Origin of the sequence: Rhizobium sp. TH135, from assembly GCF_002855515.1 — a bacterium.
Lineage (GTDB): Bacteria > Pseudomonadota > Alphaproteobacteria > Rhizobiales > Rhizobiaceae > Allorhizobium.
Window position 1 is genome coordinate 195888 of sequence record NZ_PKRP01000005.1, and the last position, 24347, is coordinate 220234.

Here is a 24347-nt window from a genome sequence, read left to right on the forward strand (position 1 = left end):
GACCATGCGGCCGGGCGCTCATCGTCAAAACCTGTGTTCAGTTTGACTTAATTTACCTTACCAAACGATGAACGGCGCACGCCTTGTTGTCATATTTGGCGTCAACGTCCTGTCTGGCGCCCCGAAATCCGGCAAAAAACGGTTTTCGGACCTTGATCCTGCTGACGATGTAGAATGAAAGAAAAAGGCAAGAGTTGGGCTGCCTTGGACACCAAGGCTACCCTGTGACCATTCAGGTCGGCTGGAAGTCGTCCGCAAGGGCCTTATCGGCCTCGTCGTAGTGACGATCCTTGATATGCCTGTTTATCAAGGCGATCGCTGTGGTCAGCACCGCGATGTCGTCGGTGAAGCCAACCACCGCAAGAATGTCCGGAACGACATCGATAGGCAGGACGAAATAGCCCAGGGCCGCCAGCAGGATACCCCTGACGCGGAACGGGGTTTCGCGGTCCGTCGCGCAGTAATAGGCAGCCACCAGATCCCGTGAAAAAGGGATCTGCCGGGCAGCCTTCTTGAAGGTCGGCCAGAATCGGCTGCGTACCTTCGCTTCCTGCTTTTCCTGCGTCTTCTCGTCGCCCGGAAGCAGAATCTCACCGATCTTCACATCATCCATAGCACATCGATCCCTTCGTTCGGACCCGATCAATCATATGTGAAGCGAGGAAGCCGAATTCAATCGCCGCACACACTTATCCGTTTCGGGCCGCGGCCAGATCCATGAGAACGGCAAGCTTGAAGTCGAGTTCCGTCACGCCGCCGGCAGAATGGGTCGTCAGCGTCACATCGACCTTCTTGTAGACGTTGAACCATTCCGGGTGGTGGTCCAACTTCTCGGCGGCAAGCGCACATTCGGCCATGAAGCCGAAGGCCTGGCGGAAGTCGCGAAACACATAGTGCTTTTCGATGGCAGCACCGTCGCGCCCGACCGCCCAGCCATGCATCTCGCCAAGGCGCGCTGCGATGTACGCCGCCTCCAGTTTTTCGTATTTCATCTGCCGTCACTCCTCGTTTGCCTTGCAGGATCTACCAATGCCGGCACCATCAATTCTCTTCGTCTGCCTGGGCAATATCTGCCGCTCACCGCTGGCGGAAGGAATCTATCGCCACCTGACCGAGGCTGGAAGCGGAAAGCCTGTGATTGCCTCCGCTGGTATCGGTGGCTGGCATGTCGGCAACCCGCCCGACCGGCGATCGATCAAGGTGGCAGCCGCGAAGGGGATCGACATCTCTAGTCAGCGCGCGCGGCAGGTCAGCCCAGAGGATTTCCTCAAATTCGATCTTGTCGTAGCGATGGATAGCAGCAATCTGGCGAGACTGGAAAGCCTGATGCCATCGGAGGCAACGGCTCAGCTGCACCTTTTTTCAGAACTCGCCTTCGGCACGCGAGAGGACGTACCCGATCCCTATTACGGCGACCTGGAAGACTTCGAAGCCGTTTACAGCATGCTCTTTTCGGGCTGCAGCGCGGTCGTCGCAAAATTCGAGTAGCCGGCCGCCTCGCGAAGCGGGAAGATCTCTTCGGTCAGATAGGGCCCGCCACCAACCGATTCCCGGGAAGAGAGAAGCACGAAGCGTCCGATCCGGAACGGCATGGTGTGGAAATCGCCGCGACCGCCGAGGTAGTGCACGACATCCTCGACGCGCGACGCCTTGAGCCGAGCAAGGGTCACATGCGGCGTGAACTTGCGAGGATCCGGTGGCAGGCCGATCCTCTGGCAGATCCGTTCAATCTCGCCCTGCAGCGCATAGAGCTCCGGCGCGGCCGAAACACCGGCCCAAATGGAGTGCGGCTTCTTCGATCCGAAGGAGCCGATGCTGTTCAAGGTCAGGGAAAACTCGGGACGATCAATGCGATCAAGCCTGTCGACAATCTCGTCCGCTGTCCTGCCGTCTACGTCACCGATGAAGCGCAGTGTGATGTGGTAATTCTCCACATCGATCCAGCGCGCTCCGGGGAGGCCACCGCGCAACAATGAGAGGCTCATGGCAGCGCTGCGTGGAATTTCGAGGGCAGTGAACAATCTCGGCATGGAGCGCTCCCCGAATCTTTTGCAGGTGCTCACAGCGAATCATGCAACGGCATCAGGCGCAAGCGTTTAATTCGACTGACCCTTGATGCCCGCCACCCAAGATTCGGCGAGAGGCAGGATGCGTTCAGCCATCAGCTTCAGGCCTTGCGTGTTGGGGTGCATCCCGTCCTCGAGCAGCAGGCTGCGTTCGGTGATTACCCCGTCGAGCACGAAGGGGTAGAGCGGCAGATCGTACTTCTCGGCAAGGCGTGGATAGATCGCATTGAACCTCTTGCCATAGTCATCACCCATGTTCGGCGGCGCCAGCATGCCGACCAGCAGGATCGGAATGTTGCGCTCCTTCAGCCGAGTAATGATCTGTTCGAGGTTCTTCTCGGTCTGCTCTGGCGGAATGCCGCGCAGCGCGTCGTTGGCGCCCAATTCGAGAATGACCCCGTCTGTGCCCTCAGGCACCGACCAGTCGACACGGGAAAGACCACCAGAAGTCGTGTCTCCGGAAACGCCGGCATTGCTGATCACGACGTCATGGCCCTTGGCCACAAGCTCGCGCTGCAGCTGGGCAGGCAGGGCGTCTTCCTGAGGCAATTGATAGCCCGCCATCAGACTGTCGCCGAGGCCGACGAGCTGGAGCGGTTCAGCCGCAGCAATCCTGGGCCCGGCAAGGGTGGCGAGCAGTATCACGGCGAAATGAAGGAACGCTGCTTTAAATGTCATGGTGGCTTCCCTAGATTGGCAAGAATGCCGCAGTGCGGCGAAGCTTCAGTCCCCGCAGATATAGGATGGATGAGTGTGAGAAACAGCATCATCGAACTGAAAAGCGCCGATCTCACTCTGGGCAATGCCGCAGCCTCCGTTCACGTTCTGAAGAGCATTGACCTTTCCATCGCGGAAAGCGAGGCGGTGGGCATCGTCGGGCCGTCCGGGTCTGGCAAGTCGACGCTTCTGATGGTGCTGGCAGGTCTCGAACGCCTCGACAGCGGTGAAATCCATGTCCGCAACACGCCGCTGCACACGCTGAGTGAAGACCGTCTCGCCGACTTCCGGGGCAAGAACATCGGCATCGTCTTCCAGTCCTTCCATCTGATCGCCAACATGACGGCCCTCGAGAACGTCGCAGTTCCCTTGGAACTCGCCAATGTGAAGGGCGCCTTCGACATTGCCCGCAAGGAGCTGGAAGCTGTCGGCCTCGGCGAGCGCCTCAGCCATTACCCTGGCCAGTTGTCCGGCGGTGAGCAGCAGCGCGTTGCGATCGCCCGCGCGCTTGCACCGTCGCCGGCAGTGCTGATCGCCGATGAGCCGACCGGCAACCTGGATACCGAGACTGGCCGCCAGATTGCCGATCTTCTGTTTTCGAAGCAGAAGGAGCGCGGCATGACGCTGATCCTCGTCACCCATGATCCGTCACTCGCCGCACGCTGCACGCGCCAGATCCGGGTCGCCTCCGGCCAGATCGCAGGCGATAGCCGAACCGAGCAGGCCCGTCTCGCTTCGGTGTCCGCATGACGTCCTTCGGTGCACGCTTCTCCATCGCCTTCCGCATCGCGCTGCGTGAACTGCGTGGCGGCCTGAAGGGATTTTATATTTTCCTCGCCTGCATTGCGCTGGGGACTGGCGCCATCGCGGCCGTGAATTCCGTGTCGACGGCGATCACCGATGCCATATCCTCGGAGGGACGCACTCTGCTCGCCGGCGATGTGCGCTTCGAGCTCGACAACAGGGAGGCGACGCCGGAAGAACTCGCCTTCCTCGAGCGCTTCGGTGCGGTGTCCGTCACAACCAATCTGCGCTCGATGGCTCGCCTGGCCGATGGCTCCGACCAGTCTCTGGTCGAGCTAAAGGCAGTCGATGAAGCCTATCCGCTTTACGGCCGCCTCGTCGCCGAACCGGATCGCCCCCTCGGCGAACTTCTGGCGAGCGACAACGACACCTATGGCGCGGTCGTGGCGCCTCTTCTGCTCGAACGCATGAACATGAAGGTCGGCGACGAATTGCTCGTCGGCAATGCGCGGTTCCGCATCAATGGCACGATCATCACCGAGCCGGATTCCATCTCCGACGGTTTCGGCTTCGCCCCGCGCTTCCTCACCAGCCGCGAAGGGCTGTTTGCAAGCGGTCTCGTGGCGACCGGCAGCCTTGTCGAGCACGCCTACAAGATCCGCTACGCCGATCCTGCGCCCGCCACGGAGACGATCCGCCAACAGGCGCAGGCCGAATTCCCCACCGCCGGCTGGTCCATTCGCGGCAGCGACCGTGCAGCGCCCGCGCTCACCGAGAATATCGAACGCTTCTCCCAGTTCCTGACGCTCGTCGGTCTGACGGCCCTGGTGGTCGGCGGGGTTGGCGTCGCCAATGCCGTTCGCGCCTTCCTCGATTCCAAGCGCACCGTGATCGCGACCCTCAAATGCGTTGGCGCACCGGCCTCCGTGGTGGTCATGGTCTACCTGATCCAGATCACTTTGGTCGCTTCGATCGGCATAGTGGCCGGCCTCTTGCTTGGCATCATCGCGCCGCCAATCGTCGCAAACTACCTGTCTGGCCTCCTGCCGATCTCTGCCGAAGCGACGATATACCCTCGCGCGCTGTTGCTGGCAGCGGTGTTCGGCATGCTGGTGACATTTGCCTTCGCCATCCTGCCGCTCGGCCATGCCCGCAAGGTGCCGGCGACGGCCCTTTTCCGCGAACAGGGCTTTGAAGCTGCAGGGCTGCCGTCGTGGCCATACTTGCTCGCCATGGCACTGTCGCTTGGCGCACTCGCGGCGCTTGCCATCTTCACCTCGGAACAGCAGCGCATCGCGACGATCTTCCTGGCCGCCATGGCAGCCGGTTTCGTGCTGCTGCGGGTCGTGGCCATGGGCATCGCCTGGCTTGCCAAGCGCAGCCCGCCCATCCACTCGGCAGCCCTCAGACTGGCGGTCGGCAACATCCACCGTCCCGGTGCATTGACGCCCGCAGTCACGCTCTCGCTTGGCCTCGGCCTCAGCCTCCTCGTGGCCCTCGCCTTGATCGACGGCAACCTGCGACGTGAATTGACCGGCAACCTGCCGGAGCGCGCGCCCAATTTCTTCTTCGTCGACATCCAGAGCGGCGAAATCGATGGTTTCCGAACCCTGGTTGAAGGCATGGCGCCCGAAGGCAAGCTGATCGAAGTGCCGATGCTGCGCGGCCGTATCGTTGAGCTGAATGGCACCGATGTAGCCAAGGTCGAGGTTCCGCCGGAAGGACGCTGGGTGCTGCGTGGCGACCGAGGGCTGACCTACGCCCGCAACGTACCCGAAAACAGCACCGTCACCGAAGGCGAATGGTGGACCGACGACTACACAGGCGAACCGCTCGTATCCTTCGCAGAACAGGAAGGCCGCGAACTCGGCCTGAAGATCGGCGACACGATCACCATCAACGTGCTCGGCCGCAACATCACGGCAAAGATCGCCAACTTCCGCACAGTGGAGTGGGAGAGCCTGTCGATGAACTTCGTCATGGTTTTCTCGCCGAACACCTTCGCCGGCGCACCCCATGCCTGGCTGGCGACCTTGATCGACCAGGAGGCAACGGCAGCAGAGGAAGCTTCGATCCTCCGATCCGTCACCCAGCAATTCCCGACGATCACGACGGTGCGGGTCAAGGATGCACTGGATATTGTCGACCGCCTCGTGGGTCAGTTGGCGACAGCGATCCGGGCGGCGGCCGCAATTGCGCTCATCGCCTCGGTTCTCGTCCTCTCCGGCGCACTGGCAGCCGGCAACCGGGCTCGCACACACGACGCCGTCATCCTGAAAACGCTTGGTGCCACGCGCGCCATGCTGATCCGCGCCTTCACCTATGAGTACATGCTGCTTGGGGCGGCGACTGCGATCTTCGCATTGATCGCCGGCGGCGGCATTGCCTGGTTCGTGTTGAGCCAGATCATGAACCTGCCTTCCAACTTCCTGCCCGACGTCGCATTGATGACGCTTGCCATCGCACTCGTCGTCACGATCGGCATTGGCCTTGCTGGAACCTGGCGCATCCTCGGCCAGAAGGCAGCTCCCGTGCTTCGCGAGTTATGATGCCAAGGGCGGATGGATCAGCCATCCGCCCAGCATTACCGCGATTTAAGCTTGCGGCCCTTGTCGAGGACACGGGAACCCCTCATATTGAGATCACGCATGCTGGGCTTCGCAGCGGTGCGGGCGCCTTTTTTAAAGGCTCTGCCGTCCAACATCGAAGCTTTGAGAGAGGAAAACATGTCCGAACTTCGTAACTATCAGAGCCGCACGGGTCAGACCCAGTCGGCCACGATGATCGACGAAGGTCTGCGCGCCTATATGCTGAAGGTCTACAACCTGATGGCACTGGGCCTCGCCATCACCGGTATCGCAGCCTTCGCAACCTTCCAGATGGCCGTATCAAGCCCGGCCTTTGCGCAGGCAATCTATGGTTCGCCGCTCCGCTGGGTCGTGATCCTGGCGCCGGTCGCCATGGTGTTCTTCCTGAGCTTCCGCATTCACAAGATGAGCGTCGCCGCTGCCCAGACCACGTTCTGGATTTATGCCGCACTGATGGGCCTGTCGCTGTCGTCGATCTTCCTGATCTACACGGGCGCGAGCATCGTTCAGACCTTCTTCGTGACCGCAGCCTCCTTTGGTGCCCTGTCGCTCTACGGCTACACCACCAAGCGTGATCTGTCGGCCATGGGTTCATTCCTGATGATGGGTCTCTTCGGCCTGATCATCGCGTCGCTGGTTAACTTGTTCATGGCCTCCTCGGCCCTCGACTTCGCGATCTCGGTAATTGGCGTCCTGATCTTCGCAGGCCTGACCGCCTACGACACGCAGTCGATCAAGGAGTCCTACCACGAGAGCCACTCCAGCGAGATGGCTGGCCGCAACGCCATCATGGGCGCGCTGCGCCTCTATCTCGACTTCATCAACCTCTTCCTGTTCCTGCTGCGTTTCCTCGGAAACCGCGAGTAACAGCTAAGAGGCAAGTTCTGGGAAACCCCGCTCCGGCGGGGTTTTTCTTGGCCGCGATGTAGTCGGCGTGCGGGCGACAGATACAAAAAAACCTCCGGTTTTCACCGGAGGTTTTTTCATGACCATGCACTGAAGCTGCTTTTTACGCGGCTTCTTCTTCCTGGGTATCGTCTTCTTCGATCGTCTTGCCGCGCTTGGGACCCTTGGCGAGGTTGACCTCGACAAGGCGAACGGCTTCCGTCTCGGACATCTTGTTCACGGCAGCGATTTCGCGAGCCATGCGGTCGAGCGCAGCTTCATAAAGCTGACGCTCGGAATAAGACTGCTCCGGCTGGTTCTCGGCGCGATAGAGGTCGCGAACGACTTCTGCGATCGAGATCAGGTCACCGGAATTGATCTTGGCATCATATTCCTGGGCGCGACGCGACCACATGGTGCGCTTGACGCGGGCCTTGCCCTGCACGACCTTGAGAGCGCGATCGACGAAATCGGTCTCGGAGAGCTTGCGCATTCCGATGCTCACGGCCTTGGCGACCGGAACCTTCAGACGCATCTTGTCCTTCTCGAAATCGATCACAAAAAGCTCGAGCTTCATCCCGGCCACTTCTTGCTCTTCGATGGCGGTGATGGTACCCACGCCATGAGCGGGGTATACGATCGACTCGCCGGTCTTGAAGCCGTGGCGCGCCGAGGAATTCTTCTTCTGCTGGGTCGTCATTCTATTCAAAAACTCCCTGTTTTGCTCCCGGCGAGATGCCGGCGCCGGGTCGGTCAGGCCCGGATGAGACGACAAGACTGCGAAACTTGTCATCCTGATCCAGTCCGCCACACAGTCAAAGCCACCTCGTCGCGACGGAGACACGACACAAGCGGTGTCGCCGATGTCACGGAAATCGCGCGTTGGTGAAGTTGCTTTCGTGATGGTTCAGGGCATAGCTATGCCGCAAAGTGGAACAGTTCCAAGAGGCTATCACAAAAAGACGAGGAAATCAATATTTTAGTGCAGTGCGCCACAATCGTGACGCACACAAGGGCGAATCCGCCGTCAAGTGATGGAAATTTGGGCAGGATTCACTCACGCCCAACCTTAATTCTGGTATCAGTCGCCCGAACCAGGATTTTCCGAGAAGAACTGCTCGAACTTGCCGTCGACGCCGTCCATCTCCTTGGCTTCCGGCATCGGCTCTTTCTTGACAGTGATATTCGGCCAGATCTTCGCGTAATCAGCGTTAATCTTCAGCCACTTGTCGAGACCTGGCTCGGTGTCGGGCTTGATAGCCTCAGCAGGACATTCCGGCTCGCAGACACCACAATCGATGCATTCGTCCGGATGGATGACGAGGAAGTTTTCGCCCTCATAGAAGCAATCGACGGGGCAGACCTCGACACAATCGGTGTATTTGCAGCGAATGCAGTTGTCAGTGACGATATAGGTCATGCGGCACTCCAGGATGACGTTCTCGAACGGCAGGAGAGAGACGAATGCGGGTATTCCGATCGGGTGACACCCTGTTCGGAAGGCTCGCGCCCCACCGGGAATTAATGTCGGACGGCATGTGAGCTAAAGCGGAATCCCTGACAAGGCAAGGATAAACACCCTCAATTCTGGCGCCTTTGTAGAAATTTTCTAATCCGCCGACCAATCCGGCTCGCCACGCAGTTCATCAAGCGCGCGGCGCTCCTTCTTCGTGGGCCTTCCGGCTCCAGGCGCCCGAACACCAGGCTCGGATGGACTGAAGGGCTTCTTCTCGGCCGGAGGCGTGAGATCCTCGTAGAGGAGCTTTGCTTCCTCGTAAGGGCCGCGCCGCTCGCCGGGCAGTTTGACGACCAGCACCAGGTCCCGCTCCGGCATTGCGATCTCAAGCTTGTCGCCAGGCTTGACCTGATGGCTGACCTGGCGAATTTTCTGGCCATTGACGCTGACATGGCCAGAAGCCACGCGCTCTTGCGCGAGGCTGCGTGATTTTGCCACACGGGCGAAGAACAGCCACTTGTCGATGCGCTGGCGCGAACCGCTTTGTGACTGCTTGTCGTCCATTACTTCTTCAGCTGCTCCTTGAGAGCCGCGAGCTTGGCGAAAGGCGAATCCGGATCGATCGGCTTCTCCTTGCGCGGCGGCTTTGCCTCGAAGCGTGCGGGCTGCGACTTGTTGTTGTCGCGCTCCGGCCGCGGACCACGGTCCTTGCGGTCGCCACGATCCTGGCGGTCACCCTTGCCGGCAAACTTGCCACGATTGTCGTCTCGACGCTCACCGCGATTGTCGGAACGGCGATCGTCGCGACGGCCTTCGCCACGCTTCTCGCCAGCAGCCTCGCCGCCTTCGCGCGGAGCCGGGTTCCGCTGGCCCTGCGGACGGCGATCGCCAGCCGGACGGCCGGTGCCACGCTGATTGTCGTTACGACCACCCGGACGCCAGAGAAGAACCGGCTTCGGCTCGGCCGACTGCTCTTCGGCAGCGGCAGGCTCAACCGCTTCAGCGGCAACCGCTGCAGCAGGCTCTTCAGTCACAGCAGCCGATGCCTCGCCTTCGACAGATGCCTCGGCGGAATGATCGGCATCATCGACGGCGTCGTCGCTCTTTTCGGCAACCGCCGGAGCCTCAGCCGCTGCAGAGCCAGTCTGCGCAGCAAGGAAGGCGGCCGCCTCTTCGGCCGAAACGCTGTCGGCACGATAGCCGAGACCCTTCAGGATCTCTTCCATGTCGTCAGGCGTCGCACCCAGAATGGAAAGCATGGCCGTCGTCGTCGTGAAGCGGCGGCCGTCATAGGCGCCGTCAGGACGTGCCGGCGAACCCGGCTTCCACTGCAGGAGCGGACGAATGAGATCGGCGAGACGCTCGAGGATATCGATGCGAACTGCGCGCTTGCCCAGGAAGCGGAAGCCGGCAAGTTTGTAGAACATGCGCTCGAAGCTCGGATCCGTGACGACGGAGGTACGGCCGGCAGCCAGCACCGGGATCAGATCGCCATAACCCGGCTTATCGAGGCCGTCGTTCTTCAGCGCCCAGAGCAGCGTGATCAGTTCGGCCGGTGCCGGCTTCAGCAGAGCCGGCATGAAGATGTGGTAGGCGCCGAAGCGCACGCCGTAGCGGCGCATGGATGCACGACCATCCTGGTCGAGCGTCTTGACGTCGTCTGCCACGTCACGGCGGAAGAGCACGCCGAGATTCTCGACGAGCTGGAAGGCGAGCCCCTTGGCCAGGCCCTGCAGGTCTTCTGCGCGGGAGAGGTCATCGAGCGGCTTCAGCACGGTCGAGATGTGATGATTGACGTAGCGCTCGACGCGAGCAGCAACGTGATCACGGGCAATGCCGGTCAGCTGCTCGTCGGCAAGCAGAATGACACGCGGATGCAGGATGTGATCCGTACCGGTGAGACGGGCAACCGGGTCGCCGAGCCAGCGGACGAGACCATCCGAGCCGATGGCAAGGTCATTGTTGCCAGAAGCATGCAGGCGGGCAGCCCGCGCTTCGAACTCCAGCGCCAGAGCCTTGTATGCGGCGGCCTGAACTGCCTTGGCATCCGGACCTTCCATGCCGGAGATCGGCGTGAACCGGAAACCGGAGAGTTGTCCCATGGCATGGCCTTCCACGAAGACATCGCCGTTCACACTGATTTCAGCTTCCAACATTGCATTCTCTCTTAAGCGCTTCATGAGCACAGATGTCCTGCGATCAACAAAGCGTTTCGTCAACCGTTCATGTAACGCATCGGACAATCGGTCTTCGATTTCCCGCGTCTTTTCTTGCCAGTGTGTCGGATCGGCAAGCCAGCCGGGCCGGTTCGACACGTAAGTCCATGTTCTGATCTGGGCGATCCGCGCCGAAAGCGTGTCGATCTCGCCATCGGTCCGGTCTGCCCGGCGCACCTGTTCGCCGAGGAAATCCTCGTTCACGGTGCCCCGCCTGACCAAATCAAAATAGAGACTCTGAATCAGATCTGCATGCTGTGCAGGCGTAATGCGCCGATAGTCGGGCAGCGCACAGGCTTCCCAGAGTTTTTCCACCCGTTCGGGTCGGTCCGTGATGTCGGAAATCTCAGGATAGCGCGACAGATACTCAAGCGCCTGCTGATCGGTCGCCGGCAGGGCGCGCGTCAGTCCTTCGACGCGGGGTACCGCATCAAGGCTTCGCTGCAGGCCGGCAATCGACGAGAAGTCGAACTTCTCCGTCCGCCATTGCAGAACTTTGACAGGATCGAATTGATGGGTTTCAAGCCGCTCGACCAGTTCCTCATCGAAAGGATCGACGCGGCCCGTCACGCCGAACGTGCCATCCTTGATGTGTCTGCCGGCACGGCCGGCAATCTGGCCCAACTCGCCCGGATTGAGATTGCGGAACTGGTAGCCGTCGAACTTGCGGTCCTGGGCAAAGGCGACATGGTCGACATCGAGATTGAGCCCCATGCCGATGGCATCGGTGGCGACGAGATAATCGACATCGCCTTCCTGGTAGAGGCCAACCTGGGCGTTGCGCGTGCGCGGACTGAGCGCACCCAGCACCACGGCTGCTCCACCGCGCTGGCGGCGAATGAGCTCTGCGATCGCATAGACCTCGTCGGCTGAGAAAGCGACGATGGCGGTGCGCTGCGGCAGGCGGGTAATCTTTTTCTGTCCCGCATAGAAGATCTGCGAAAGCCGGGGGCGCTCAACGATGGTGATGCCGGGCAGGAGCTGGATGAGGATCGACTTCATCGTCGCCGAGCCGAGCAACAGCGTCTCTTCGCGCCCTCTCAGATGCAGCAGGCGATCCGTGAAGATGTGCCCTCGTTCAAGGTCGCCGGCGAGCTGGATCTCGTCGATCGCGACGAAGGCGACTTTCGTTTCCCGCGGCATAGCCTCGACGGTGCAGACGGAAAAACGGGCGTTCGGAGGGCTGATCTTCTCTTCACCGGTGACGAGAGCGACATTCTTCACGCCGACCCGCTCGACAACACGGGTATAGACCTCGCGGGCCAGAAGTCTGAGCGGCAACCCGATCATGCCCGACCCGTGCGCGACCATACGTTCGATGGCGAAATGGGTCTTGCCGGTATTCGTTGGCCCCAGCACAGCGTTGACGCCGCGGCCACTCAAGATCATGGGTTGCGTATTCAAGGACCGCTCCGCTTGCCGGGACCGCGCTTCTGCATTCCGGCACCCTTGGCCAACACATGGCGACGAACAGGGGCAAAGGCAAGGCGCTTGTGGCAAACACCCCAGAATTCCTCGCAAACCCTTGATCAGAATCAGCTTTCTGAATCAGGAACACTCTGCGAACGAATCAGCGACGAATCGGTGACTCCGGCTGATTCAGTGTTTGTTCACGGCTAGATCTGGAAGTCCCCTGGGCTCCGCCACACCAGATGCTGAATCACCCTCGGACCGCATCAGCCTTCCCAACGGCCAGTCGATGGAACAATCGGGAACATCTTCACGTTCCGCCGCCGAGGTGAAACTGATGACGCTATCCCCGCCGCCCCCAGAATGGATCGGAAACAACGAGTTGGCTCAGGATTACGCCCTGATCCACGGAATGGTCATGGCGCCGTCCTTTTGGCGAACCTATGCGCCGGACGTTGTGCGAAAGTCAAAGAGCGCGGCCTACGCCCTGCCCGGCCATCACCCCTGGAAGCTCTCAGCACCGGGTCAGTTGATCACCCCCGAGGCGGTAGCTGCAGCCTATGCTGAGGCACTTAGGCGCGATTTCGGCGGCAGACCCGTCACGCTGATCGGCCACTCCACGGGCGGCTTCGTCTCGCTGCTGATTGCACGGCATTACCCCGAACTGGTGAAGTCGATCGTCTTGATCGGCGCCTTCGCCTGCGGTCGCTTTGAGGGCCAGGAGCGCCTGCCGGCCAAGCTTTTGCGCGTCCCTCGCGTCGGATACTTCCTGTTCCGCCAGTTCTTCCAGCGCTGGATTTCGACCAGTGAGCAGTTTCGCTGGGGCTCCGTCGAATGCGTTTTTGACAAGGGATGCCCCTGGCAGAACGATCGCGCGGTCGAGGCCATGGAAGATGTGCGGCTGCAGTTGCAGCAGGCGAGACCCGAAGACATCGCGGCCTGCATACATTTCATGTCGGCCACGACCCTGGTCGCGGATCTCCCGTCAATCCGCGTACCGGTGCTGAACATTGTAGGCGCCGATGACGCCATCGTGCCGCCGGCACATCAGCTGCGGGTATCCAAGCTGCTTCCTCAAGTGCAGACGGTCCTGCTGCGCAATTGCGGGCATCTGCCGATGGTCGAGCATCAGACCCTGACCGCAAGCGCCATCAGCGCGTTCGTGGACGGCGTTGCCACGCTGCAGGCGAAAAACCGGCGCCCCATCGCAGGTAAGGCCGCAGCCCAAATGTTCCAGTTCATGCGCATGAGCCTGAACCGGACGGAACAAAGTCCGGCTGGTCGCGTTCAGACCGCACAAGACAGCATTCTGCACCAAGGCTTAGGAGAGGGCCCCCATGAGTACCATCCTCATCGTCATTCTTATTCTGTTGCTGATCGGCGCCCTGCCAAACTGGGGACATAGCCGCAGCTGGGGTTACGGCCCGTCGGGAGGCTTGGGCCTCGTACTGCTCATCCTCATCATCCTGATGTTGATGGGTCGAATTTGACCTGAAGTGAAAATCCAACTCGACATAAAAGGTATAGGACGATGAAAAAGACCCTTCTGGCACTCGCATTGATCGCCCCGCTCGCATCCTGCACGGCAACCGAACGTGGCGCCGGCATCGGCGCGGCTTCTGGCGCAGTCATCGGTGGCGTTGCTACCGGCAACGTCCGCGGCGCAGCCGTTGGCGCAGCAGTCGGCGGTGTGGCCGGCGCGCTGATCGGCAATTCCCAGGAACGTTCTGGCTATTGCGTCTACCGCGATCGCTACGGCCGCACTTACGAAGCACGTTGCCGCTAACAGGCATGCCTGCAAAAAAGCCGCCGGACCCCAGGTTCGGCGGCTTTTTCGTGTGCGGAATTAACTTCTCGATCAAATCCGGAACGAATCAACGACGAATCGCGGACTGAGCAGTCTTCCCGGTTTGTTCACCGCTGTATGTTGTGGAATAACAACTGGTTAACCATAGGGCGCGGTGGATATTAAGAATTTTCCCGGCAGAAAAAGACGGTAATTCTTAACGGCCTAGCCGATCTTGCATTAGAGATCCTAAACGCTACGCAGTCTCGAAATCCTTCCCGCGATAGAAACGCAAGAGGCCGGCACTAGGCCGGCCCCGAGGCGAAACGCTGACGGTTGCTCAGACGAAGAACTGGCCGCCATTCGCTGAAATCGTCGATCCCGTGATGAAACCGGCATCATCGGAAGCAAGGAAGACAACGCAGCGAGCGATCTCGTCCGGTTCGCCAAGCCTGCCGACAGGGATCTGCGGAATGATACGCTCGTTGAGCACCTTCTCAGGAATCGCGCGCACCATTTCCGTGCCGATATAACCGGGGCAAATGGCATTGACCGTGATGCCCTTGGCAGCACCTTCCTGCGCCAGCGCCTTGGTGAAACCGAGGTCACCCGCCTTGGCGGCAGAATAGTTGGCCTGGCCCATCTGGCCCTTCTGGCCATTGATCGACGAAATGTTGATCACGCGTCCGAAACTGCGGTCGCGCATGCCGGTCCAGACCGGATGGGTCATGTTGAAGAGGCCAGTAAGGTTGGTGTTGATGACCTCGTTCCACTGGTCCGGCGTCATCTTGTGGAACATGGCGTCCCGCGTGATGCCGGCATTGTTGACCAGCACTTCAACCGGGCCGAGCGCAGCCTCGACGGCGGCGATCCCGTCGACGCAAGCCTGGTAGTTGGAGACATCCCATTTGAAGACCGGAATGCCGGTCTCGGCTTCAAAGGCCTTCGCCTTTTCCTCGTTTCCGGCGAAGTTTGCGGCCACCGTGTAGCCGGCGTTCTTCAGAGCGATCGAAATCGCAGCACCAATGCCGCGCGTACCGCCGGTTACCAAAGCCACTCTGCTCATGCTGTCCTCCCCGTTTTTTCTGTATGGGTTCCCGTCTGGTTCCACCGCTGCGGTTCCCATCGCAACGGCATGACTTCGCCATCCCGGCTTCACGCCGGGACAGAGCTTTGTGATGTCAATGATGAGCCGGCGCCATCCTGGCTGCCCGGATCAGAAGGCCTCGAGGCACATGGCAACGCCCATGCCGCCGCCGATGCAGAGCGTGGCAAGCCCCTTCTTGGCGCCACGACGCTTCATCTCGAACAGAAGCGTGTTGAGGATGCGCGCACCCGATGCGCCGACCGGATGGCCGATCGCGATCGCGCCGCCATTGACGTTGACGATCGACGTATCCCAGCCGAGGTCCTTGTTGACGGCGCAGGCCTGCGCAGCGAAGGCCTCGTTGGCTTCGACGAGATCGAGATCGGAGATCTTCCAGCCGGCCTTTTCAAGTGCCTTGCGGGAGGCCGGGATCGGGCCGGTGCCCATGATCTTCGGGTCGACGCCGGCCGTTGCCCAGGAAACGATGCGGGCAAGCGGTGCGATACCACGACGCGAGGCTTCCGCTTCGGTCATCAGCAGTGCTGCAGCAGCGCCGTCGTTGATCCCGGATGCGTTGCCGGCGGTCACTGTGCCTTCCTTGTCGAAGGCCGGCTTCAGCTTCTGCATGCTTTCAAGCGTCGCACCGATACGGATGTATTCGTCCTGGTCGACGGTCACGTCACCCTTACGACCCGGCACGATGACCGGCACGATCTCGTCACGGAAGCGACCGGCGACCTGAGCGGCCTCTGCCTTGTTCTGGGAAGCGACGGCGAATGCATCCTGCTCGTCGCGTGTGAGCTGCCACTGGCGAGCGACATTCTCTGCCGTCGTGCCCATGTGATAGCCGTAGAAGGCGTCGGTCAGGCCGTCCTTGATCATGGTGTCGACCATCTTCAGGTCGCCCATCTTCGTGCCGTTGCGCAGATGCGCACAATGCGGCGCCATGGACATGGATTCCTGACCGCCGGCAATGATGATTTTTGCGTCCCCGGTTGCGATCTGCTGCATGCCGATGGCAACCGCGCGCAGGCCCGAACCGCAGAGCTGGTTGAGCCCCCATGCCGTGGCCTCCTGCGGAATGCCGGCCTTCATGGCGGCCTGACGCGCCGGGTTCTGGCCCTGACCGGCTGTCAGGATCTGGCCGAGGATGACTTCGTCGACTTCACCAGCCTCGACGCCGGCGCGCTCCAGCACGGCCTTGATGGCGATGGCACCGAGATCATGCGCCGCGACGGACGACAGGGCACCGTTGAAAGATCCGACCGGGGTTCGGGCAGCGCTCGCGATGACGATGGACGGGGTGCTCATGGACGTCTCCTCGGGTTTTGTGATTGAGGAGAAACTGACAAAGACTCCCGCCGGTGTCAAACAAGATAAACCCTCACTTCTCGTTCTTTGGTTGCGCTTCCCTGTCTTTCGTCAAATGCCGATCCTGCATCGCACAAAGAGATTGTCACCGGACTGAATTTGCGCTTACACTCCTGACCGGGAAGAGCAAAAACAATCGAAAAACGACGGGTTAGGAGACAGAAATGGCCAAAGCCGATGGCGAAATCGTTATCAAGAAATACGCCAATCGACGCCTCTACAACACCGGCACGAGCACCTACGTAACCCTCGAGGACTTGGCCAAGATGGTCAAGAAGGGAGAGGATTTCCTGGTGCAGGACGCCAAGTCCGGTGAAGACATCACGCATTCCGTCCTGACCCAGATCATCTTCGAGCAGGAATCCAAGACCGGCAACACGCTGCTGCCGATTTCCTTCCTGCGCCAGCTCATCAGCTATTACGGCGACCAGATGCAGATGGTCGTTCCGAGCTTTCTCGAACATTCGATGAAGGCCTTCACCGAGCAGCAGACCCAGATGCGCGAGCAGATGACCAAGGCCTTCGGCGACCATCCGCTGTCGAAGAACCTGCAGATGCCGATACAACTGATGGAAGAGCAGGTGAAGCGCAACACCGAGATGTTCCAGCAGGCCATGCAGATGTTCTCGCCCTTCCTCGGAGGCCAGCAGCCAGCCAAGGAAACGAAGAAAGCCGAGGCCAAGGATATCGACGAACTGAAGGAGCAGTTACGCTCCCTGCAGAACAAGCTCGACAATCTATAAAACGAGACGAGGCCCCGGAAGGGGCCTTTTTCACGACGGGATCAAAGTCCGATCGAAACGTCGCGACCCGCAGCCCGGTTGGAGATTGTGAAGCCAGCGACGACATCGATGAAGGCGATCACCATCAGGCTGAAAAAGAGCTGGGTGGCCGCGTCGCGCACGAGCAGGAATTCCACGAGAAATCCGACGAAGACCAGCATCGACAGCATATGGTTCATCAACGAACCACGATTGCTGAGCGTCGCCTTGAGCATCTCGAAAAACAGGCAGATGAGGGCGGACAGGATGACGAGGTCACCGAGCGTCATTGTCCAGACGGCCCCGGACAGCATCGGCACCGTCATGATCACGCCAGAGAATGCCGAAACCCCGCTTCCCAACATCACGGCATTATAAAAGATAAACGGCACGACCATGAGTGGAATGGCGACCAGCATGCAGAATCCTTCCTGACAATGCGATCGCACCGGCTCGGGGGCGATCAGCCGCGCGATTTAACTATGCCTAATGACAAATGAAAAGGCCGGCGCAAGCGCCGGCCTTTCAAAACAGTCAGTCGAGGCGCAGAAATTATGCGCTTTCCTTCGGCGTCAGAACCTGGCGGCCGCGATACATACCGGTCTTCAGATCGATATGGTGCGGACGGCGCAGTTCGCCGGAGTTCTTGTCTTCGACATAGGTCGATGCCTTCAGCGCGTCAGCAGAGCGGCGCATACCGCGCTTGGACGGGCTTGTTTTTCTTTTCGGTACAGCCATTTTCGTTACTCCACGTGACGGACAAGACGGGTTTATGCGGCCTCGATGAGGCCGGACAGAACCTGTCTCGATCTCGGAATTTGGCGGGCTTATACATGCCCGAAGTGGGTTTGACCAGTCCCCAGGTCACTTTTTTCGAATCCGTGACAAGGCCGATCAGGCCTCGTCCTCGGGCACGATCCAGGGTTCGGCCAGCGCCGCGTCTTCCCAGGCCCGCCAGGCCGGATGCGCACGCATCCGATCCATATAGGCGATCGTCTCGGCATTGCGAACCAGATCATACGCGCGGAAGCGATTGACGACCGGTGCGAACATGGCGTCGGCCGCGGAAAATGCGCCAAACAGGAAGGGACCGCCGGAGCGTTGCAGCATGTCGCGCCATATCGCTTCGATGCGAGCGACATCGGCGGTCACGCCGTCGGGCAGCGGGATCGCTTTCACCGGCCGACGCATGTTCATCGGGCAGGCACCGCGCAGAGCACGAAAGCCGGACAGCATTTCCATGGAGATGGAGCGCGCCATCGAGCGGCTCTCACGGTCGGCGGGCCAGAGCCCGGCATCCGGATAGAGCTCTGCAACATATTCGATGATGGCAAGCGATTCCCAGACCCGGACCGAGCCGTGGTGCAACACCGGTACCCGCCCGGTCGGCGACAGTTCCCGAAAGCGCGGATGGGTGGCACCTGGTCCGAACGGGATCAGGTCCTCGCGAAACGGAATGCCGGCTGCCGTCATTGCGATCCACGGTCGGAACGACCAGGAGGAATAGTTCTTGTTGGCGATGTAAAGGGTCAGTTCGTCCATCAGGCTCTCCGAACAGTTGAGCTCCAAACTAGACCCATAACCGGGTTGCGGACCAACGAAAGCTTCTGATCTCAATCATAAAGGCAGGTAATGTAATCACCTGAAGCACGGGCCCGCCGATCCACGACCCCTGCCAACCGCTTCAAGCCCGGACCAGGCTTGCTCGCCACGCGGTCGATCGGATTGGGCAAGGAGACGGCCAGCAGCGCCGCCTGCTGACGGCTGAGCTTCGCGGCAGATGTCTTGAAGTGATACCGCGCGGCAGCCTCGATCCCATAGATGCCAGGACCCCATTCCGCGACGTTGAGGTAGATCTCCATCATCCGCTGCTTGGGCCACACGGTGTCAGCGGCCATCGCAAGCGGCAGCTCCAGGCCCTTGCGGACAAAGGATCGCCCGTTCCAGAGGAAAAGGTTCTTCGCCGTCTGCATCGGGATGGTGCTCGCGCCCCGCGTCGCCTCTCCAGCCATGGCATCGTCGATGACCGACTGCAGCTGGTTCCAGTCGACGCCGCCGTGATTGCAGAACTGCCCGTCCTCCGACATCATCACCGCACGAACGACATTCGGGGAGATATCCTCGAAATCGACCCAGCGGCGATCATAGCCCTGAAAGGTAGCGAGATCCGCCAGCATCAGCGTGGACACCGGGCGGATAAAGTCGACGCGATAGACGAGGATCAGGAGATAAGGCCCGACGAGCAACAGAAGCAGAGCAATCAGCACGGCCCGGATGATCCGGGGCCGCCGCCTCCGCTCTTCCGCCGGCGCAATCTGCTCGTCTTGCTCCAATGCCTCGACTTCCAGTGTCAATGAGGTGGGTCCATGATCGATGATGCCCCCTCTTAGCGGCCCCGTGACGAAATGACCAGACGCGCCGCGGCCCGCAGGCCTTCTTCAGCGTCAATTTCCCGTTGCCTGACAGGGGGCCGCGTGCCAAATAGCCCGCATGACCAAGAGCGCCGATGCCTTTGAACAAAGCTTGTCCGCCTGTGCCGAGATCGTCGAGGCAAGGCTCGCAACCCTGTTGGACGGGACCCCGCGCCCAGCGGAGATCGCGCGTCCTGGCCAACTGATCGAGGCCATGCATTACGGAGCTCTGAATGGCGGAAAACGCCTGCGCCCCTATCTCGTGATGCAGGCGACGCGCCTCTTTGGCGGAAGCGACGAGGCGGCTCTTCAGGTCGGTTGCGCGCTTGAATGCCTGCACAGCTACTCGCTGGTCCATGACGACCTGCCGGCCATGGACGACGACGACCTGCGCCGTGGCAAGCCGACGGTCCACAAGCAGTACGACGAGGCGACCGCGATCCTGGCCGGTGATGGCCTGCTGACATATGCCTTCGACATTATCGCGTCGCCGGAAACGCCCCTGCCCGATGCCGCCAAGGTGGCGCTTGTGCTGGAGCTTTCACGCGCAGCCGGGATCGGCGGCATGGCCGGCGGCCAGATGCTCGATCTTGCTGCAGACAAAGACCAGCCAGATGAAGCAGGCATCGTCACGCTCCAGGCGATGAAGACCGGCGCACTCCTGCGCTTCGCCTGCGAGGCCGGGGCGATCATCGCCAGTCAACCGGCGGAAGACCGCGATCGCCTGCGCCGCTTCGGTGAAATCATCGGCCGCGCCTTCCAGGTGGCCGACGATCTCCTAGATATAACCTCGGACGCCGCGACCCTCGGCAAGGCGACCGGCAAGGACGCGGCTAAAGGCAAGGCGACCCTCGTTGGCCTCAAGGGCACCGACTGGGCCCGCGCCGAACTCGACCGACTGGTCACTGAAGCCAATGCGCTGCTCGATCCCTATGGCGCTAAGGCCGAGCCGCTGAAGGAAGCCGCCCACTTCATCGCCTACAGGAAGAAATAGTATGAGCCGTTTCTGGTCGTCTGCCGTCCACGCGCTGGAGCCCTATGTCGCGGGTGAACAGCCCAAAATTCCAGGCCTGGTGAAGCTCAACACCAATGAGAGCCCCTACGGCCCCTCGCAGCGCGTGCTGGACGCGATCGCAGCTGCCTCCGGTGAACGACTGCGCCTCTACCCCGACCCGGCCTCCACGGACCTGCGCAAGGCGATTGCGAAGCGCTACGGCCTGACGATGGACGAGGTTTTTGTCGGCAACGGCTCGGACGAAGTCCTGGCCTTCACCTTCGCTGCCTTGCTCAAGCACGACGCCCCTCTGCTCTACCCTGACATCACCTACAGCTTCTACAAGACCTATGCTCGGCTCTTCGAAGTTAAGGTCGAGGAGATTGCGCTGGATGACGGCCTGCAGGTCCGCATCGCCGATTACGACCGTCCTTGCGGCGCTATCATCCTGACCAATCCGAATGCGCCGACCGGCATCGCGCTGCCGCTCGCAGAGATCGAGAAGCTCGTCGCCTCCCACCCGGATCAGGTCGTGGTGATCGACGAGGCCTATGTGGATTTCGGCGCCGAGACTGCGGCATCGCTGATACCGCGCTACGAGAACTTGCTCGTCGTCCAGACCTTCTCGAAGTCGCGCTCGCTCGCCGGTCTGCGGGTCGGTTTTGCGCTTGGCCAGCGGCCGCTGATCGAGGCCCTGGAGCGGATGAAGGACAGCTTCAACTCCTATCCCGTCGACATGCTGGCCCAGGCAGCGGCAACCGCCGCGATCGAGGACGAGGCCTGGTTCGACGACGCCTGCGGCAAGATCATCGCCAACCGCGAGATGGTGAAGCATGCTCTCGAGGCCCGCGGCTTCGAGGTCCTTCCCTCATCGACCAACTTCGTCTTTGCACGTCATCCAGCGCATCAGGGTGCAGATCTTCAAAAGGGTCTGCGCGAGCGCGCTGTCCTCGTACGGCATTTCAACAAGCCACGGATTTCCGATTTCCTTCGCGTGACGATCGGCACGACAGAGGAATGCCATCAGTTTCTGAATGCGATCGATCAAATCATCTGACGTGTCGAATTGACCGATAGCGGCTAGTCTCCGGCTCCTGTTGCAAGCGCCGGAGCATGTCCTTGACTGAAATTCTTCAATATTGGCCGCAGGTCGCAGCGGCCTACCTCGTTTACCTGGTTGCGGTCTTGAGCCCGGGTCCGGCGACCATGGCGATTGCCTCCGCGTCTCTCGGCCAGGGGCGCCGGCATGGATTGACGATTGCAGCCGGCATCTTCTGCGGGTCGATGACCTGGGCGATTGCCGCCTCTCTCGGTCTTGCCGCCATCCTCTCCCAATATGCGCAGGCGCTGGTGCTGATGCGGATCCTGGGCGGTCTCTACTTGCTCTATCTCGCCTGGCGCGCCTTCCGCTCGGCGGCGAGCAAGATCGATACGCTTGGCGTCACCAAGGCGACAGCGAGCCTGAAGCGCACATTTCTGATGGGCTATGCGATCCACCTGACGAACCCCAAGGCGATCTTCGCCTGGCTGGCGATCATCTCGCTGGGGCTGCCCGCCGGTGCGACGCCGTCTGCGGTCGCCATCGTCGTCTGCGGTTGCCTGATGACCGGCTTCATCGTCTTCATGGGCTATGCGCTGCTCTTCTCGACCCCGGGCGCGCTCCGGATCTATCGCGCCGCACGCCGCTACATCGACGGGACGCTCGCCATTCTCTTCACCTTTGCCGGCGTGAAGCTCCTCACCTTCCGCTGAAACGAAAAAGGCGCCGCACGGATGCGGCGCCTCTGATCCTTGAAGTGGACAGACCTCAGCCCTGGGTGAGCGGCGAGATCTGGATTTCCACACGGCGGTTCTGCGCGCGGCCATCCGGCGTGGCGTTAGAAGCGATCGGCTGGTTCGGGCCAAAGCCGACGGCGGATACACGCCGCGGGTCGACGCCCTGGCTGTTGAGGTAACCCGCCACCGACATCGCACGGCGCTCGGACAGGCCCTGGTTGTAAGCCTGGCTGCCGGTCGAATCGGTGTGACCGTTGATGTCGATCAGCGTGCGGTCGAACTTGCGCAGCACGATCGCGACCGAGTTCAGCGTCGGATAGAACTGCGGCATGACCGCATCCTGATCCGTGTTGAAGGTGATGTTGGACGGCATGTTCAGGATGATACGGTCGCCGACGCGGGTGACCGAAATGCCGGTGCCCTGCAGCTGTGCGCGCAGTTCCGATTCCTGCTGATCCATGTAGTTGCCGATGGCGCCGCCGGCGAGTGCGCCGATACCGGCACCGATGAGCGCTGCATTGCGCCGGCCGACCGGCGAACCACCGACGGCGAGACCACCGAGCGCGCCCACGGCAGCACCGAGGGCAGCGCCGCCCGTCGTGTTCGACACCTTCTGCTGACCCGTATAGGGATCTGTCGTCGTGCAGGCACTCAGATAGGTCGCGCACAGCGCGAGAATGGCGATCTTCTTGATCATGCTCGGGGTCCCTCCAGGATTCGGCTGATCATCCGTCAACCGTGAAATTGCGGCAACAAAAAGTTGCCAGCAGGCTCACTCCGCCGCCGACTTTTGTCCATAGCGCTTCTGGATATAGTCCGCCACCAGCGCCTCGAAATCCGCAGCGATGTTCGGACCACGCAAGGTCATGGCTTTTTCGCCATCGATGAACACAGGCGCCGCTGGATTTTCACCGGTACCGGGAAGCGAAATGCCGATATCGGCGTGCTTGCTTTCGCCCGGACCATTGACGATGCAGCCCATGACCGCGACGTTCAGACCTTCGACGCCGGGATACTTTTCCCGCCAGACCGGCATGTTCTTGCGCAGATCGTCCTGGATCTTCTGGGCGAGCTCCTGGAAGACGGTCGATGTCGTACGACCACAGCCCGGACATGCAGCAACGACCGGCACGAACTGACGGAAGCCCATGACCTGCAACAGTTCCTGCGCCACCTGGACCTCGCGGGTGCGATCCCCATTTGGCTCGGGTGTCAGCGAGACGCGGACAGTATCGCCAATACCGTGCTGCAGCACATAGCCCATGGCAGCCGAAGAGGCGACGATGCCCTTCGAGCCCATGCCGGCCTCGGTAAGCCCCAGATGCAGCGCATGGTTGGAGCGCTCGGCAAGCATCGAATAGACAGCGATCAGATCCTGCACCTGGCTGACCTTGGCGGACAGGATGATGCGGTTGCGCGGCAGGCCGATCTCCTCAGCCAGTTCGGCCGAGAGCAGCGCCGATTGCACGATCGCCTCGCGCGTCACCTGACGCGCCGACAGCGGTGAACCCTGAGCAGCATTCTGATCCATCAAACGGGTCAGCAACTCCTGGTCCAGCGAACCCCAGTTGACGCCGATACGGACAGGCTTGTCGTAGCGGATCGCCATCTCGACGATCTCGGCGAACTGCTTGTCCTTCTTGTCCTTGAAGCCGACATTGCCCGGATTGATGCGATATTTCGCCAGCGCCTCGGCGCAACCAGGATGATCGGCGAGCAGCTTGTGGCCGATATAGTGGAAGTCGCCGATCAGCGGCACATCCATGCCGAGGCGCAACAGGCGCTCACGGATCTTCGGCACGGCGGCCGCACTCTCGTCGCGGTCAACGGTGATGCGCACCACCTCGGAACCCGCCTTGTAAAGGGCGGCCACCTGGGCGACCGTCGCATCGATATCGGCCGTATCGGTATTGGTCATCGACTGAACGACGACGGGCGCCCCGCCGCCGATGATCACGCCTCCGACTTCAACGGCGACCGATGAGCGGCGCGGCTTGGGATCAAAGGCGTCGGCGGGCTGGATGATGGGTGCGGTCATGGCTGTTTCTCTGCAAGCCTCAATCGCCATGGAGGTGGATC

The 24347-nt window shown here is 61.0% G+C and carries 27 protein-coding genes; 11 read left to right on the forward strand and 16 right to left on the reverse strand.

Annotated features, from left to right (window positions below):
• Nucleotides 1-232: 232 nt before the first annotated feature.
• Together C0V73_RS16155 and C0V73_RS16160 are read right to left on the reverse strand one after the other, a co-directional pair.
• A complete protein-coding gene (locus C0V73_RS16155; protein ID WP_102021024.1) occupies nt 233-613 on the reverse strand; it encodes a YkvA family protein in 381 nt (126 codons plus the stop codon).
• A gap of 76 nt (nt 614-689) precedes the next feature.
• On the reverse strand, nt 690-992 hold the full coding sequence (locus tag C0V73_RS16160) for a 4a-hydroxytetrahydrobiopterin dehydratase (protein ID WP_102021025.1): 303 nt from the start codon (nt 990-992) through the stop codon (nt 690-692).
• A gap of 37 nt (nt 993-1029) precedes the next feature.
• Here C0V73_RS16160 and C0V73_RS16165 point away from each other — a divergent pair, with 37 nt between their 5' ends.
• Nucleotides 1030-1488 (forward strand): low molecular weight protein-tyrosine-phosphatase, encoded by a 459-nt coding sequence (locus tag C0V73_RS16165; RefSeq protein WP_102021026.1) that lies wholly within the window; start codon nt 1030-1032, stop codon nt 1486-1488.
• Here C0V73_RS16165 and thpR read toward each other — a convergent pair.
• Together thpR and C0V73_RS16175 are read right to left on the reverse strand one after the other, a co-directional pair.
• Nucleotides 1437-2030, reverse strand: coding sequence for an RNA 2',3'-cyclic phosphodiesterase (gene thpR, locus C0V73_RS16170; protein ID WP_102021027.1), 594 nt, complete (start codon nt 2028-2030; stop codon nt 1437-1439). The two genes, C0V73_RS16165 and thpR, sit on opposite strands and share 52 nt — an antisense overlap.
• Before the next feature lie 66 nt (nt 2031-2096).
• The gene (locus C0V73_RS16175) at nt 2097-2744 is read right to left on the reverse strand and encodes an arylesterase (protein ID WP_102021028.1); all 648 of its coding nucleotides are present in this window, start codon (nt 2742-2744) and stop codon (nt 2097-2099) included.
• A gap of 75 nt (nt 2745-2819) precedes the next feature.
• On the opposite strand from C0V73_RS16175, the gene C0V73_RS16180 reads away from it, so the two are divergent.
• The 3 genes from C0V73_RS16180 (at nt 2820) to C0V73_RS16190 (ending at nt 6982) form a co-directional block, all read left to right on the forward strand.
• Complete coding sequence (locus tag C0V73_RS16180; protein WP_102021263.1) at nt 2820-3533, forward strand: ABC transporter ATP-binding protein; 714 nt, start codon at nt 2820-2822, stop codon at nt 3531-3533.
• Nucleotides 3530-6076, forward strand: coding sequence for an ABC transporter permease (locus C0V73_RS16185; protein WP_102021029.1), 2547 nt, complete (start codon nt 3530-3532; stop codon nt 6074-6076). The genes C0V73_RS16180 and C0V73_RS16185 overlap by 4 nt, the downstream gene beginning before the upstream one ends.
• Nucleotides 6077-6253: 177 nt before the next feature.
• A complete protein-coding gene (locus C0V73_RS16190) occupies nt 6254-6982 on the forward strand; it encodes a Bax inhibitor-1/YccA family protein (protein ID WP_102021264.1) in 729 nt (242 codons plus the stop codon).
• 142 nt (nt 6983-7124) lie between these two features.
• Here the strand turns inward: C0V73_RS16190 and C0V73_RS16195 are convergent, their stop codons facing one another.
• The 4 genes from C0V73_RS16195 to C0V73_RS16210 form a co-directional block, all read right to left on the reverse strand.
• On the reverse strand, nt 7125-7700 hold the full coding sequence (locus C0V73_RS16195) for a CarD family transcriptional regulator (protein ID WP_102021030.1): 576 nt from the start codon (nt 7698-7700) through the stop codon (nt 7125-7127).
• A gap of 381 nt (nt 7701-8081) precedes the next feature.
• Nucleotides 8082-8420: a ferredoxin FdxA gene (gene fdxA, locus C0V73_RS16200; RefSeq protein ID WP_102021031.1), complete on the reverse strand. Its 339-nt coding sequence runs from the start codon at nt 8418-8420 to the stop codon at nt 8082-8084.
• A 189-nt stretch (nt 8421-8609) separates the two neighbouring features.
• On the reverse strand, nt 8610-9020 hold the full coding sequence (locus tag C0V73_RS16205) for an RNA-binding S4 domain-containing protein (RefSeq protein WP_102021032.1): 411 nt from the start codon (nt 9018-9020) through the stop codon (nt 8610-8612).
• Entirely contained in the window at nt 9020-12061 is a 3042-nt protein-coding gene (locus C0V73_RS16210; protein WP_102021033.1) for a helicase-related protein, read from the reverse strand. Before C0V73_RS16210 ends, C0V73_RS16205 begins: the two co-directional genes overlap by 1 nt.
• Before the next feature lie 310 nt (nt 12062-12371).
• Between C0V73_RS16210 and C0V73_RS16215 the strand changes: the two genes are divergently transcribed.
• Genes C0V73_RS16215 through C0V73_RS16225 form a run of 3 tightly spaced genes read left to right on the forward strand, consistent with a single transcriptional unit; the run spans nt 12372 to nt 13868 of the window.
• Nucleotides 12372-13487, forward strand: a complete 1116-nt coding sequence (locus C0V73_RS16215; RefSeq protein WP_245408003.1) for an alpha/beta hydrolase — start codon at nt 12372-12374, stop codon at nt 13485-13487.
• A complete protein-coding gene (locus tag C0V73_RS16220) occupies nt 13420-13572 on the forward strand; it encodes a DUF3309 family protein (protein WP_102021035.1) in 153 nt (50 codons plus the stop codon). Before C0V73_RS16215 ends, C0V73_RS16220 begins: the two co-directional genes overlap by 68 nt.
• A 41-nt stretch (nt 13573-13613) precedes the next feature.
• Entirely contained in the window at nt 13614-13868 is a 255-nt protein-coding gene (locus tag C0V73_RS16225) for a glycine zipper domain-containing protein (RefSeq protein WP_102021036.1), read from the forward strand.
• A gap of 340 nt (nt 13869-14208) precedes the next feature.
• Here C0V73_RS16225 and C0V73_RS16230 read toward each other — a convergent pair whose 3' ends face one another.
• A complete protein-coding gene (locus C0V73_RS16230) occupies nt 14209-14934 on the reverse strand; it encodes a beta-ketoacyl-ACP reductase (protein WP_102021037.1) in 726 nt (241 codons plus the stop codon).
• A gap of 150 nt (nt 14935-15084) precedes the next feature.
• Nucleotides 15085-16266, reverse strand: coding sequence for an acetyl-CoA C-acetyltransferase (locus tag C0V73_RS16235; RefSeq protein WP_102021038.1), 1182 nt, complete (start codon nt 16264-16266; stop codon nt 15085-15087).
• A 224-nt stretch (nt 16267-16490) separates the two neighbouring features.
• Here C0V73_RS16235 and phaR point away from each other — a divergent pair, with 224 nt between their 5' ends.
• Nucleotides 16491-17069 carry a polyhydroxyalkanoate synthesis repressor PhaR gene (gene phaR, locus C0V73_RS16240; RefSeq protein ID WP_102021039.1) on the forward strand — a complete coding sequence of 193 codons (579 nt, stop codon included), beginning with the start codon at nt 16491-16493 and terminating at the stop codon, nt 17067-17069.
• A 41-nt stretch (nt 17070-17110) separates the two neighbouring features.
• Here the strand turns inward: phaR and C0V73_RS16245 are convergent, their stop codons facing one another.
• From C0V73_RS16245 to mtgA, 4 genes are all read right to left on the reverse strand, one after another.
• Nucleotides 17111-17506 carry a hypothetical protein gene (locus C0V73_RS16245; protein WP_102021040.1) on the reverse strand — a complete coding sequence of 132 codons (396 nt, stop codon included), beginning with the start codon at nt 17504-17506 and terminating at the stop codon, nt 17111-17113.
• Between the two features lie 133 nt (nt 17507-17639).
• On the reverse strand, nt 17640-17825 hold the full coding sequence (gene rpmF, locus C0V73_RS16250; protein ID WP_006724402.1) for a 50S ribosomal protein L32: 186 nt from the start codon (nt 17823-17825) through the stop codon (nt 17640-17642).
• 156 nt (nt 17826-17981) lie between these two features.
• Nucleotides 17982-18629 (reverse strand): glutathione S-transferase family protein, encoded by a 648-nt coding sequence (locus tag C0V73_RS16255; protein ID WP_102021041.1) that lies wholly within the window; start codon nt 18627-18629, stop codon nt 17982-17984.
• A gap of 71 nt (nt 18630-18700) precedes the next feature.
• Nucleotides 18701-19402 carry a monofunctional biosynthetic peptidoglycan transglycosylase gene (gene mtgA / locus C0V73_RS16260; RefSeq protein ID WP_245408012.1) on the reverse strand — a complete coding sequence of 234 codons (702 nt, stop codon included), beginning with the start codon at nt 19400-19402 and terminating at the stop codon, nt 18701-18703.
• 175 nt (nt 19403-19577) lie between these two features.
• Between mtgA and C0V73_RS16265 the strand changes: the two genes are divergently transcribed.
• The 3 genes from C0V73_RS16265 to C0V73_RS16275 all read left to right on the forward strand — a co-directional run bounded on the left by C0V73_RS16265 (nt 19578) and on the right by C0V73_RS16275 (nt 22244).
• The gene (locus C0V73_RS16265; RefSeq protein WP_102021043.1) at nt 19578-20492 is read left to right on the forward strand and encodes a polyprenyl synthetase family protein; all 915 of its coding nucleotides are present in this window, start codon (nt 19578-19580) and stop codon (nt 20490-20492) included.
• Between the two features lies 1 nt (nt 20493).
• Nucleotides 20494-21549: a histidinol-phosphate transaminase gene (hisC, locus tag C0V73_RS16270; protein ID WP_102021044.1), complete on the forward strand. Its 1056-nt coding sequence runs from the start codon at nt 20494-20496 to the stop codon at nt 21547-21549.
• A gap of 62 nt (nt 21550-21611) precedes the next feature.
• Entirely contained in the window at nt 21612-22244 is a 633-nt protein-coding gene (locus C0V73_RS16275; protein ID WP_102021265.1) for a LysE family translocator, read from the forward strand.
• A gap of 55 nt (nt 22245-22299) precedes the next feature.
• Here the strand turns inward: C0V73_RS16275 and C0V73_RS16280 are convergent, their stop codons facing one another.
• Both C0V73_RS16280 and ispG read right to left on the reverse strand, forming a co-directional pair.
• Nucleotides 22300-22965, reverse strand: coding sequence for an OmpA family protein (locus tag C0V73_RS16280; RefSeq protein ID WP_102021045.1), 666 nt, complete (start codon nt 22963-22965; stop codon nt 22300-22302).
• A 75-nt stretch (nt 22966-23040) separates the two neighbouring features.
• Nucleotides 23041-24306 (reverse strand): flavodoxin-dependent (E)-4-hydroxy-3-methylbut-2-enyl-diphosphate synthase, encoded by a 1266-nt coding sequence (gene ispG, locus C0V73_RS16285; protein WP_172450204.1) that lies wholly within the window; start codon nt 24304-24306, stop codon nt 23041-23043.
• Nucleotides 24307-24347 lie beyond the last annotated feature (41 nt).

Coding starts and splice junctions, on each gene's coding strand:
- C0V73_RS16155 (WP_102021024.1), bottom strand. CDS start 613: ATGGATGATGTGAAGATCGGTGAGATTCTGCTTCCGGGCGACGAGAAG.
- C0V73_RS16160 (WP_102021025.1), bottom strand. CDS start 992: ATGAAATACGAAAAACTGGAGGCGGCGTACATCGCAGCGCGCCTTGGC.
- C0V73_RS16165 (WP_102021026.1), top strand. CDS start 1,030: ATGCCGGCACCATCAATTCTCTTCGTCTGCCTGGGCAATATCTGCCGC.
- thpR (WP_102021027.1), bottom strand. CDS start 2,030: ATGCCGAGATTGTTCACTGCCCTCGAAATTCCACGCAGCGCTGCCATG.
- C0V73_RS16175 (WP_102021028.1), bottom strand. CDS start 2,744: ATGACATTTAAAGCAGCGTTCCTTCATTTCGCCGTGATACTGCTCGCC.
- C0V73_RS16185 (WP_102021029.1), top strand. CDS start 3,530: ATGACGTCCTTCGGTGCACGCTTCTCCATCGCCTTCCGCATCGCGCTG.
- C0V73_RS16190 (WP_102021264.1), top strand. CDS start 6,254: ATGTCCGAACTTCGTAACTATCAGAGCCGCACGGGTCAGACCCAGTCG.
- C0V73_RS16195 (WP_102021030.1), bottom strand. CDS start 7,700: ATGACGACCCAGCAGAAGAAGAATTCCTCGGCGCGCCACGGCTTCAAG.
- fdxA (WP_102021031.1), bottom strand. CDS start 8,420: ATGACCTATATCGTCACTGACAACTGCATTCGCTGCAAATACACCGAT.
- C0V73_RS16205 (WP_102021032.1), bottom strand. CDS start 9,020: ATGGACGACAAGCAGTCACAAAGCGGTTCGCGCCAGCGCATCGACAAG.
- C0V73_RS16210 (WP_102021033.1), bottom strand. CDS start 12,061: ATGATCTTGAGTGGCCGCGGCGTCAACGCTGTGCTGGGGCCAACGAAT.
- C0V73_RS16215 (WP_245408003.1), top strand. CDS start 12,372: ATGGAACAATCGGGAACATCTTCACGTTCCGCCGCCGAGGTGAAACTG.
- C0V73_RS16220 (WP_102021035.1), top strand. CDS start 13,420: ATGAGTACCATCCTCATCGTCATTCTTATTCTGTTGCTGATCGGCGCC.
- C0V73_RS16225 (WP_102021036.1), top strand. CDS start 13,614: ATGAAAAAGACCCTTCTGGCACTCGCATTGATCGCCCCGCTCGCATCC.
- C0V73_RS16230 (WP_102021037.1), bottom strand. CDS start 14,934: ATGAGCAGAGTGGCTTTGGTAACCGGCGGTACGCGCGGCATTGGTGCT.
- C0V73_RS16235 (WP_102021038.1), bottom strand. CDS start 16,266: ATGAGCACCCCGTCCATCGTCATCGCGAGCGCTGCCCGAACCCCGGTC.
- phaR (WP_102021039.1), top strand. CDS start 16,491: ATGGCCAAAGCCGATGGCGAAATCGTTATCAAGAAATACGCCAATCGA.
- C0V73_RS16245 (WP_102021040.1), bottom strand. CDS start 17,506: ATGCTGGTCGCCATTCCACTCATGGTCGTGCCGTTTATCTTTTATAAT.
- rpmF (WP_006724402.1), bottom strand. CDS start 17,825: ATGGCTGTACCGAAAAGAAAAACAAGCCCGTCCAAGCGCGGTATGCGC.
- C0V73_RS16255 (WP_102021041.1), bottom strand. CDS start 18,629: ATGGACGAACTGACCCTTTACATCGCCAACAAGAACTATTCCTCCTGG.
- C0V73_RS16265 (WP_102021043.1), top strand. CDS start 19,578: ATGACCAAGAGCGCCGATGCCTTTGAACAAAGCTTGTCCGCCTGTGCC.
- hisC (WP_102021044.1), top strand. CDS start 20,494: ATGAGCCGTTTCTGGTCGTCTGCCGTCCACGCGCTGGAGCCCTATGTC.
- C0V73_RS16280 (WP_102021045.1), bottom strand. CDS start 22,965: ATGATCAAGAAGATCGCCATTCTCGCGCTGTGCGCGACCTATCTGAGT.
- ispG (WP_172450204.1), bottom strand. CDS start 24,306: ATGACCGCACCCATCATCCAGCCCGCCGACGCCTTTGATCCCAAGCCG.